The following is a 10599-nucleotide window of genomic DNA, read 5'->3' as shown; positions in this document are numbered from 1 at the left end:
AACCGTGCGCGGTCCCGGCTACGTCGACCGCTTCGGTGCCGTCGCGGCGCATCCGCTCGACGCCCCAGGCGCCGAGTGGCTCCAGCGCCCGGTTGAGCGTCCGCCCGTCCTCGGTCAGGGAGTACTCCACCCGCGGCGGCACCTCGGCGTAGACCTCCCGGTGCACGAGGCCGTCCTCCTCCAGCTCGCGCAGGTGCTGCGTCAGCATCTTCTCGCTCACGCCCGGCATCCCGCGACGGAGCTGGGCGAAGCGGAGCACCCCGTGGACCTCCAGCTTCCACAGGATGAATCCCTTCCACTTGCCGCTGACCACATCGAACGCGGCGTCGATGCCGCAGATGTACGGCCCCCGTCTCGGCGCCCTCGCCATCACGATCCCCCTTACGGAAAGGTAAGTACCGCAGTAATTAGTAGGTACTTCCGAGACTAGTGGCGCTGTTCGAGCATGGAGGGGTGAACGCACTCCAGAACACCCCTACCAGCAAGGACAGTTCCGTCACCGTCATCGGGCTCGGCCCGATGGGGCAGGCGATGACCCGCACCCTGCTCGCCGCCGGCCACCCGGTCACCGTCTGGAACCGCACCGCCTCCCGCGCCGACGGCCTCGTCGCCGACGGCGCGACCCTCGCGGCGACGCCCGGTGAGGCGGTCGGGGCGAGCGGCCTGGTGATCCTCAGCCTCACCGACTACCGGGCCATGTACGACATCCTCGACCGCGCCACCGCGTCCCTCGCGGGCCGGACGCTGGTCAACCTCAGCTCCGACACGCCGGGCCGCACCCGCGAGGCGGTGACCTGGGCGGCGGGCCACGGGGCCGCCTTCCTCACCGGAGGGGTCATGGTCCCCGCACCGATGGTCGGCACACCGGCGTCGCACGTCTACTACAGCGGCGACGCACCGGTGTTCGAGCGGCACCGGGAGGTGCTGGCCCTGCTGGGGACACCGCGGTATCTGGGTGCGGACCCGGGCCTCGCCCAGCTGATGTACCAGGCCCAACTCGCCGTGTTCCTCACCACGTTGTCGGGGCTGATGCACGCCACCGCCATGCTGGGGACGGCCGGGACGCCGGCCAGGGAGGCGCTGCCGGAGCTGCTCTCGTTCGTCGACACGATCGGCCCGATGCTGAGGGCCGGTGAGGAGGAGCTCGGCGCCTGGCTGGACGCCGGGGAGCACCCGGGCGACCTCAGCACGGTCACCATGATGGGCGCGACGTCCGACCACATCGTCGAGACCAGCACGTCACTCGGCCTCGACCTCGCGCTGCCCCTGGCCGTGCAGGCCCACTACCGGCGCGCGATCGAGGACGGACACGGCGGCGACAACTGGACCCGCATCATCGACAGCATCCGCGGCCGCGGCTGACGCCGCCGTCGCGCCGGGCACGCTCAGGAGTTCAGCGACTCCCTGGCGCGGGCCGCCTGCCCCGGGACCGCGGCCCGGCGCGGGTGCGGGACCGTGCTCCGCCACAGTTCGAGGGCGGCGACGAGCGCGGCCAGCACGAGGAGCCCGTTGCGGACGAAGAGGAGCGTGATGCCCAGCCAGTCGCTCATGACGACATGGCCGAACCAGATCGGGAACTCCAGCACGGTCACGAAGGACGCCGTCAGGACCAGGACGGCGGGCCACCGCATGCGACCTGCCCGGAAGCAGAGGCACACGGCCGCGAGGCCGACCAGCCACACCATGTACTGGGGGCTGATCACCCTGCTGGTCGCGGTGAACATCAGCACGGCCGTGAAAGCGGCGTCCGCCAGGGTGTGCGGGGCGAAGTGCCGGGCCCGCACCCGCCACAGCAGCAGCCAGGCGAACGCCACCCCGGTCAGCGCCAGGGCCGCGTCGCTCACGACGTCGACATGGTCGCCGAGGAACTCGACCGAGCCGTAGTTGAGCAGCACCTGGCCGTCCCAGCCGAAGTGCCGGGCCACGTGGAAGACGAGGGCGCCCAGCGACTCCACCTCGGTGCCCCGGTCGCGCTGGAAGGTCAGGAAGGCGAACGCGCCGGGCATCGACACGGCGAGGACCAGCGACAGCCCGGCCGCCGTGGCCGCCGCCCAGAGCCACGCCGTACGGCCGCGGGCCCCCAGGAGCAGCAGGGCCGGCCACACCTTCAGCAGGGCCGCGAAGGCCGTCAGCGCCCCCATCACCGCCGGGCGGCGGCTGCCCGCGAGGAGCGCGGCGACCGCGACCGCGGTCACCATCACGTCGTAGCGGGCGTACACCGTAGGGCCGAGCAGCGGCAGGCCCACCGCCCACACCCAGGCGCCGCGCCGGGACCGGCCCGGCCGGCCGCCGGTGTACAGGAGCAGGGCGAGCACCGCCAGGTCGGCGAGGAAGGCGAGGACGAAGAACGCGGAGGCGTACTCCAGGAAGGGCAGCAGCGCGGGGGAGAGGATCGCGAGGGCGGCGGCGGGCGGGTACTGCCACGTCACGTCGTCCAGCGGATACGTTCCGGTGCGCAGGGTGCCGTACCAGCCCTGGTAGATGACCGACACGTCGGTGGTGACGTCCGGGCCCGGGAACACCCACACCTTGAAGACGAACAGCAGCAGGACCAGCCTGGTCGCGCCCCAGACCGCGAGCAGGCCGAACGGGGGCCGCCGTGTGCCCGTCAGGTCCAGCTGAGCCATCCGATGCCCCTGTCCGAAAGTGTGCCCGCGCCCGGCGTGTCGTCTCCGCACGGATTACCCCACGATTGTGCGGGTGGGAGGACATGATCTCCCGTCCGGCTGTGAGACGGCGGTGAAGCAGCGGCGGATTGCGTGCGAGGTGCCCCTCGGCCGGATCCTGTAGGAGGTGCCCCTCGACCGGGTCCCGTGCGGGGTGCCTCGCGGGGGCCGGCCCAGCCCCGTTCGGTAGGGTCGGCGGCGATGCACAAGACCCTGATCGTGACCAACGACTTCCCGCCCCGGCCCGGCGGCATCCAGGCGTTCCTGCACAACATGGCGCTGCGTCTGGACCCCGAGAAGGTCGTCGTCTACGCCTCGACCTGGAAGCGGAGCCGCGAGGGCGTCGAGGCGACGGCCGCCTTCGACGCCGAGCAGCCCTTCACCGTCGTGCGCGACCGCACGACCATGCTGCTGCCGACGCCGGGCGCCACGCGGACGGCCGTGCGGCTGCTGCGGGAGCACGGCTGCACGTCGGTGTGGTTCGGGGCGGCGGCCCCCCTCGGCCTGATGGCCCCCGCCCTGCGCCGGGCGGGCGCCCGGCGGCTGGTGGCCACCACGCACGGGCACGAGGCGGGCTGGGCCCAGCTGCCCGCCGCCCGGCAGCTGCTGCGGCGGATCGGCGAGGGCACGGACACGATCACCTACCTCGGCGAGTACACGCGCTCCCGGATCGCCACGGCCCTCACCCCCGAGGCGGCCGGGCGCATGGTCCAGCTGCCGCCCGGCGTGGACGAGAAGATCTTCCACCCGGACTCCGGCGGCGACGAGGTCCGCGCCCGGCTCGGGCTCACCGACCGGCCGGTGGTCGTGTGCGTCTCCCGGCTCGTCCCCCGCAAGGGCCAGGACACCCTGATCCGGGCGATGCCGGCGATCCTCGCCAAGGAGCCGGACGCGGTCCTGCTGATCGTCGGCGGAGGACCGTACGAGAAGGAGCTGCGCCGTCTCGCCGAGGAGACCGGTGTCGCCGGGTCGGTCCGCTTCACCGGGTCCGTGCCCTGGTCCGAACTGCCCGCCCACTACGGCGCGGGCGACGTCTTCGCCATGCCGTGCCGCACCCGGCGGGGCGGGCTGGACGTGGAGGGCCTCGGCATCGTCTACCTGGAGGCGTCCGCCACCGGCCTGCCCGTCGTCGCCGGTGACTCCGGCGGCGCCCCCGACGCGGTGCTGGACGGCGAGACCGGCTGGGTCGTGCGGGGCGGTCACCCGGAGGAGGCCGCGGAACGCGTCGTCACCCTGCTCGGCGATCCCGAGCTGCGCCGCCGCATGGGGGAGCGGGGGCGGGCGTGGGTGGAGGAGCGGTGGCGGTGGGACACGTTGGCCGAAAAGTTGGAGTTGTTGCTCTAGGGGCAAAAGGGGCATCCAGTATCTCTGGTGGGAATGGGGGCGTCCGCCCATCCTGTGTGCATGACAGAGAAACTGACGCAACATCACCTTTCTCGCCGTCGCGTCCTCGGCATGGCCGCCCTCCAGACGGCCGCCGCCCTCGGACTCACCAGAGTCGACCTCCGGTCGGCGCACGCCGTCGAGCCCGCCGCCGTCGACACCTCCCCGGCGCTCGTGATCGGCTCGGGCTACGGCGCCGCCGTGGCCGCCCTCCGCCTCGGACAGGCCGGCATCCGCACCGTCGTCCTGGAGATGGGCCGACTGTGGAACACCGCCGGCCCGGACGGCAAGATCTTCTGTTCGACCAGGGAACCGGACAGCAGATCCATGTGGTTCAAGACCCGCACGGAGGCCCCGCTCGCCACCTTCCTGTGGCTGGACGTCGTCAACAGGGACATCAGCCCCTACCCCGGCGTCCTGGACCGGGTCCGCTACGCCGACATGTCGGTCTTCCTGGGCCGAGGCGTCGGCGGCGGCTCCCTCGTCAACGGCAGCATGGCCGTCACCCCCCTCCAGTCGTACTTCGCCGAGCAGTTCCCCACCGTCGACACCGCCGAGATGTACGGCACGTACTTCCCGCGCGCCCGCGCCATGCTCGGCGTCAACACCGTCGACCCGGCGTGGTTCGAGTCCACCGAGTGGTACCGCTTCAGCCGTGTCTCGCGCGCCCACGCCCAGAAGGCCGGCCTGAAGACCACCTTCGTGCCGAGCGTCTACGACTTCGGCTACATGCAGCGCGAGGCGGCCGGCACGGCGACGAAGTCCGCCCTCGGCGGGGAGGTCATCTACGGCAACAACCACGGCAAGAAGAGCCTCGACAAGACGTACCTCGCCGCCGCCCTCGGCACCGGCAACGTCACCATCCACACCATGGAGCGGGCCCGGGGCATCCGCAGGGAGAACGACGGGACGTACGTCGTCACCGTCGACCGCGTCGACGACACCCACACGGTCGTCGAGACCAAGGAGTACGGCTGCACGTACCTCTTCCTCGGCGCGGGGAGCGTCGGCACCTCCGAACTCCTCGTCCGGGCACGGGCCAAGGGCACCCTGCCCGCGCTGAACGCGAGCGTGGGCGCCGGCTGGGGCACCAACGGCAATGTGATGCTCGGCCGGGCCAACCACCTGTGGGACACGGTCGGGGCGAACCAGTCGACCATGCCGGTCCTCGGCATCGACGACTGGGCCAACACCGCCAACCCCGTCTTCGCCGAGATAGCCCCACTGCCCACCGGTCTGGAGCACTGGGTCAGCCTCTATCTCGCCCTCACCAAGAACCCCGAGCGCGCCTCGTTCACCTACGACGCCGCGAGCGACTCGGCGAAGCTCGGCTGGAGCGCCGCCCAGAGCGCGGTCTCCGTCTCCATGGCCAAGAAACTCTTCGACCGGATCAACGCGGCCAACCACACGATCTACCGGTACGACCTGTTCGGCTCGTCCAACAAGGTGTTCGCCGACGACTTCACCTACCACCCGCTGGGCGGCTGTGTGCTGGGCAAGGCGACCGACGACTACGGGAGGGTGAAGGGCTACTCGAAGCTCTACGTCACCGACGGCTCGCTGGTGCCCGGCTCGATCGGCGTCAACCCGTTCGTCACCATCACCGCGCTCGCCGAACGCACGATGGCGCGGGTCCTCGCCGAGGACACCGCGCCATAGCCGTAGATCAGGGGCGTGCTACTTCGCGTAGATCGCCTCGATCTCGTCCGCGAAGTCCTTCGCCACCACGTTCCGCTTGAGCTTCAGGGACGGCGTCAGGTGGCCCGAGTCCTCCGTGAACTGGGAGGAGAGAATGCGGAACTTCCGCACCGATTCCGCCTTCGACACCGCGGCGTTGCCGTCGTCGATCGCGGCCTGGACGGCCGCGTTCAGATCGGCGTCCGCGCTCAGTGACGCCGCGGTGGACCCCGCGGGCTTGCCGTGCTCGGCGGCCCAACGGCCCAGGAACTCCTCGTCGATGGTGACCAGCGCGCCCACGAACGGACGCCCGTCGCCGACGACCATGCACTCCGCGACCAGCGCGTGCGCCCGGATCCGGTCCTCGATCACGGCCGGGGCGACGTTCTTGCCGCCCGCGGTGACGATGATCTCCTTCTTGCGGCCCGTGATGCTGAGGTAGCCGTCCTCGTCGAGGGTGCCGATGTCACCGGTGTGGAACCAGCCGTCGGCCAGCGCCTCCGCGGTCGCGCCCGGGTTGTTCCAGTACTCCTTGAACAGGTGGTCGCCGTGCAGGAGCACCTCTCCGTCGTCCGCGATGCGCACCACGGAACCCGGCAGCGGCTGTCCGACCGTACCGATCTTCTGCCGGTCCCACGGGTTGAACGCCGTCGCCGCACAGGACTCGGTCAGACCGTAGCCCTCCAGGACGGTGAAGCCGATGCCGCGGAAGAAGTGCCCCAGACGCTCGCCGAGCGGGGCACCGCCGGAGATCGCGTACTCGCCCTTGCCGCCGAGCACCGCCCGCAGCTTGCTGTAGACGAGCTTGTCGAACACCTTGTGCTTGATCTTCAGCCCGAGGGCCGGGCCCGACGGGGTGTCCAGCGCCCTGCTGTACGCGATCGCCGTGTCCGCCGCCTTGTCGAAGATCTTCCCCTTGCCGTCGGCCTGCGCCTTGGCCCGGGCGGAGTTGTAGACCTTCTCGAACACCCGCGGCACACCGAGGATCAGCGTCGGCCGGAAGGAGGCCAGCTCGTCGGTGAGGTTCTTGATGTCCGGCACGGTGCCCAGCCTGATCGGCGCCATCATCGGCGCGATCTGCACCAGCCGGCCGAAGACGTGAGCCAGCGGGAGGAACAGCAGCACACTGCACTCGCCCGTGCGGAACAGCGGCCGCAGCCGCTCCACCACGTTGCCGCACTCGGCGAAGAAGCTGCGGTGGGTGAGGACGCACCCCTTCGGGCGGCCCGTCGTGCCGGACGTGTAGACGATGGTCGCCGGGTCGTCGGCCTTCGCCAGCGAGCTGCGCTCCTCGACGGCCTCATCGGTGACGTCCTGGCCGAGGCGCCCCAGCTCCTCCACACCGCCGCCCTCGATCTGCCACACGTGCTTGAGCGCGGGCAGCCGGTCGCGCACCGACTCGACGGCGGCCGTGTGCGTGTCCAGCTCCACGATCATGGCCGTGGCGCCCGAGTCGGAGAGGATCCACTCCACCTGCTCCGGCGAACTGGTCTCGTACACCGGCACGGTGACCGCGCCCGCCGACCAGATCGCGAAGTCCAGCAGGGTCCACTCGTAGCGGGTACGGGACATCAGCCCGACCCGGTCGCCCGGCTGGACGCCGGCGGCGATGAGCCCCTTCGCGGCCGCCCGCACCTCGGCGAGGAACTGGACCGCGTCGACGTCCTGCCAGGCACCGTCCACCTTGCGGGCGATGACGGCGACATCGGGATGCTGCGCGGCGTTTCTGCGGACGATGTCGGTCAGATTGCCGTCCGCGGGGACCTCGTACAAAGCCGGAAGGCTGAACTCGCGCAAGACTGCTGCTCCTCATAGGGCGCCGGCGCCACGACGTACGCGTGTGATGCGACGGTGCGGTCCATGGCTGGGGCTAGCGCTCAGGTCCCCCTTTGGTTCCTCACTGGTTGAAAACCTGAGCACGACTGGACTGCCCGGACGTTACCCGTCGGTATGGCTTCTCCGCGAGGGGGGTGCGGGAGATGTTTTCCGCGTCACACGTATGGGTTCTCCGGGAACAATAATCCCCACACTTACTGACTGGCCAGTAACCACAGGTTCGGTCGACTCTGTTCACCTATGCCGCACCCGCCTACGCTTGATCGTCATGGCACCCACACCAGGCGGTAACCGCAGGACACGTATTCATGTGGTCAGTGACGTGCACGGCAACGCGCGCGACCTGGCCAGAGCCGGCGAGGGTGCCGACGCCCTGGTGTGCCTCGGTGACCTGGTCCTCTTCCTCGACTACGCGGACCACTCGCGCGGGATCTTCCCCGATCTGTTCGGCGCCGGGAACGCCACCCGGCTCGTCGAACTGCGCACCGCCCGGCGCTTCGAGGAGGCCCGCGAACTCGGCGCCCGGCTCTGGGCCGGCATCGGGCAGGACCGTTCCGCCGTGATCGAGGGGGCCGTGCGCAAGCAGTACGCCGAGCTGTTCGCGGCGTTCCCGGAGCCGACGTACGCCACCTACGGCAATGTCGACATGCCGGCGCTGTGGCCCGAGTACGCGGGGCGGGGGACGACCGTGCTGGACGGGGAGTGCGTCGAGATCGGGGGCTGGGTCTTCGGGTTCGTGGGCGGCGGACTGCGCACCCCCATGCGCACGCCGTACGAGATCAGCGACGAGGAGTACGCGGCGAAGATCGAGGCCGTGGGGGAGGTGGACGTGCTGTGCACGCACATCCCGCCGGAGGTGCCCGAGCTGGTGTACGACACGGTCGCGCGCCGGTTCGAGCGGGGGAGCCGGGCGCTGCTGGAGGCGATCCGCCGGACCCGGCCGCGGTACTCGCTGTTCGGGCACGTCCACCAGCCGCTGGCGCGGCGGATGAGGATCGGGGCCACCGAGTGTGTGAACGTGGGGCACTTCGCCGGGAGCGGTAAGCCGTGGGCGTTGGAGTGGTGAGTCCGTACGCGCGGTAGCCTTCACGCTGCACATACGTGCGCACCCACCTCCCTCACCGGACCGTTTCTGGAGGAGCCACGGCGATGGCGGAATTCACCAGTTCGAGCATCACGATCGAGGCTGCGGCGGCCGACGTCATGGGAGTGATCGCCGACTTCGCCCGCTACCCCGACTGGACGGGTGAGGTGAAGGAGGCGGAGGTCCTGAAGACCGACGACGAGGGGCGCGCCGAGCAGGTGCGGCTCGTCATGGACGCCGGGGCGATCAAGGACGACCAGACGCTGGCGTACACGTGGACCGGGACGAACGAAGTGTCCTGGACGCTGGTCAAGTCGCAGATGCTGCGGTCGCTGGACGGGTCGTACATCCTCAAGCCGGTGAGTGACTCGGCGACCGAGGTGACGTACCAGCTGACCGTGGACGTGAAGATCCCGATGCTCGGGATGATCAAGCGGAAGGCGGAGAAGGTGATCATCGACCGGGCGCTGGCGGGGCTGAAGAAGCGGGTGGAATCGGGGGCGTAGGTCTGTCCCCCGGGCTGCCCACCCGCCCGACTCGCCCTGGTGACAAGGGTGCCCTTTGAGCGCCCAAGGGGGCGGGGGAGCGCGGGTGTTCGCGGCTGCGCGTGCGCCGTGGCCGGTCGCGCCGTTCCCCGCGCCCCTTGAGTACCCGGCGGTTTCTTGGCGCCGTGCGCTCCCATGGTCGTCTCCGGGCGGCACCCCGTTCGTGTGGTGAGCGGAATCCTTGCCCCCGTGGGTGGGTTACCGTTCAGCTCCATGCGCACCATCCTGATCACCGGGCAAGGCGGCAGTGGCCGTACGACGGTTGCCGCGGCCACCGCGGTGGCGGCGGCTCGGGAGGGCTGCCGCACGCTCGTGCTGAGCGCCGACCGGACCGACAGCCTCGGGGCGGTGCTGGGCACCCCGACCGGCGCCGAGCCCGTACCGGTCGGCCCCGGCCTCACCGCGTGGCGGCCCGACGCGGCCGCCCGCTTCCGCGCGGACCTCGTCGCGTTCCAGGAGCGCGCCGCCTCCGTCCTGGACCTGCTGGGCGCCGGCCGGCTGGACGCCGAGGAACTCACCCCGCTGCCCGGTGCCGAGGAGCTGGCCCTCCTGCGCGCGCTCCGCGACGCCGCGCTGTCCGAGGCGTACGACCTCCTCGTCGTCGATCTGCCGCCCCTCCCGCAGGCGCTCGCCCTCCTCGGCCTCCCGGAGGAACTCCGCCGCTACCTGCGGAGGTTGCTCCCCGCCGAACGCCAGGCGGCCCGCGCCCTGCGCCCCGTGCTCGGCCGGCTGGCCGGGGTGCCGATGCCCTCCGAGTGGCTGTACGAGACGGCCGCCCGCTGGGACGTCGAGCTGGCCGCCGTCGCCGCGGTCGTCGACGACCCGGGCACGACCGTACGGCTGGTCGCCGAGCCCGGCCCCGCCGGCGCCGACCACATCCGGGTCGCGGGCGTCGGCCTCGCCCTGCGCGGCCTCCCCGTCGACGCGCTGGTCGCCAACCGGGTCCTGCCCGGGGACACCTCCGACACCTGGCTCGCGGGTCTCGTCGCCCAGCAGGACAAGACCCTCTCGGAGTGGCGCGCCACCCACCCCGTCCGCGAGGTCGCCCACCTCGGCCGTGACCCGCGCGGCACCGACGACCTCACCGCTCTCGACGTACCCCCTGCGGGTGACAGGCCCGCCCGGGTCGAGTGGCCCGTCACCGACCGGCTCGCCGACGACGGCGTGCTCGTCTGGCACCTCCCGCTGCCCGGCGCCATACGCGACGAGCTGGACCTCGTGCGGCGCGGCGACGAGCTGGTCGTCACCGCCGGGCAGTTCCGGCGCATCGTGCCGCTGCCCTCGGCCCTGCGCCGCTGCACGGTCGACGGGGCGGCCCTGCGGGACGGCGAGCTGAGGATCCGCTTCGCCCCGGACCCCCGGTTCTGGCCGCGCACCCGGTGAACCGCATACCCCCGTTCGGGTAACG

9 protein-coding genes are annotated in these 10599 nt (G+C 71.4%); 6 read left to right on the top strand and 3 right to left on the bottom strand.

The genetic code is table 11. From position 1 onward, the window contains the following. Nucleotides 1-370, bottom strand: a 370-nt coding sequence (locus tag SMA5143A_RS08465) for a winged helix-turn-helix transcriptional regulator (RefSeq protein WP_107462276.1), incomplete at its 3' end; no start/stop codon positions are given. An 83-nt stretch (nt 371-453) separates the two neighbouring features. Between SMA5143A_RS08465 and SMA5143A_RS08460 the strand changes: the two genes are divergently transcribed. Beyond that, on the top strand, nt 454-1362 hold the full coding sequence (locus SMA5143A_RS08460; protein ID WP_107462275.1) for an NAD(P)-dependent oxidoreductase: 909 nt from the start codon (nt 454-456) through the stop codon (nt 1360-1362). A 23-nt stretch (nt 1363-1385) separates the two neighbouring features. Here the strand turns inward: SMA5143A_RS08460 and SMA5143A_RS08455 are convergent, their stop codons facing one another. Continuing rightward, nucleotides 1386-2627: a glycosyltransferase 87 family protein gene (locus SMA5143A_RS08455; protein ID WP_107462274.1), complete on the bottom strand. Its 1242-nt coding sequence runs from the start codon at nt 2625-2627 to the stop codon at nt 1386-1388. Between the two features lie 240 nt (nt 2628-2867). Between SMA5143A_RS08455 and SMA5143A_RS08450 the strand changes: the two genes are divergently transcribed. Next, nucleotides 2868-4010, top strand: coding sequence for a glycosyltransferase family 4 protein (locus tag SMA5143A_RS08450; protein WP_107462273.1), 1143 nt, complete (start codon nt 2868-2870; stop codon nt 4008-4010). 111 nt (nt 4011-4121) lie between these two features. Next, nucleotides 4122-5708, top strand: coding sequence for a GMC oxidoreductase (locus SMA5143A_RS08445; protein ID WP_107462272.1), 1587 nt, complete (start codon nt 4122-4124; stop codon nt 5706-5708). An 18-nt stretch (nt 5709-5726) separates the two neighbouring features. On the opposite strand, the gene SMA5143A_RS08440 is transcribed toward SMA5143A_RS08445, so the two are convergent. Continuing rightward, nucleotides 5727-7523, bottom strand: coding sequence for an AMP-dependent synthetase/ligase (locus tag SMA5143A_RS08440; RefSeq protein WP_107462271.1), 1797 nt, complete (start codon nt 7521-7523; stop codon nt 5727-5729). A 349-nt stretch (nt 7524-7872) separates the two neighbouring features. Between SMA5143A_RS08440 and SMA5143A_RS08435 the strand changes: the two genes are divergently transcribed. The 3 genes from SMA5143A_RS08435 to SMA5143A_RS08425 all read left to right on the top strand — a co-directional run bounded on the left by SMA5143A_RS08435 (nt 7873) and on the right by SMA5143A_RS08425 (nt 10574). Further along, on the top strand, nt 7873-8628 hold the full coding sequence (locus tag SMA5143A_RS08435) for a metallophosphoesterase family protein (protein WP_181361789.1): 756 nt from the start codon (nt 7873-7875) through the stop codon (nt 8626-8628). Between the two features lie 83 nt (nt 8629-8711). Next, nucleotides 8712-9152, top strand: coding sequence for an SRPBCC family protein (locus SMA5143A_RS08430; RefSeq protein WP_107462269.1), 441 nt, complete (start codon nt 8712-8714; stop codon nt 9150-9152). A 252-nt stretch (nt 9153-9404) separates the two neighbouring features. Then, nucleotides 9405-10574: an ArsA family ATPase gene (locus SMA5143A_RS08425; RefSeq protein ID WP_107462268.1), complete on the top strand. Its 1170-nt coding sequence runs from the start codon at nt 9405-9407 to the stop codon at nt 10572-10574. Nucleotides 10575-10599 lie beyond the last annotated feature (25 nt).

Source organism: Streptomyces sp. MA5143a, from assembly GCF_900290235.1.
GTDB lineage: Bacteria > Actinomycetota > Actinomycetes > Streptomycetales > Streptomycetaceae > Streptomyces.
Note: the sequence above shows the minus strand (reverse complement) of the source record. Positions and strands in the feature narration are given on the sequence as shown.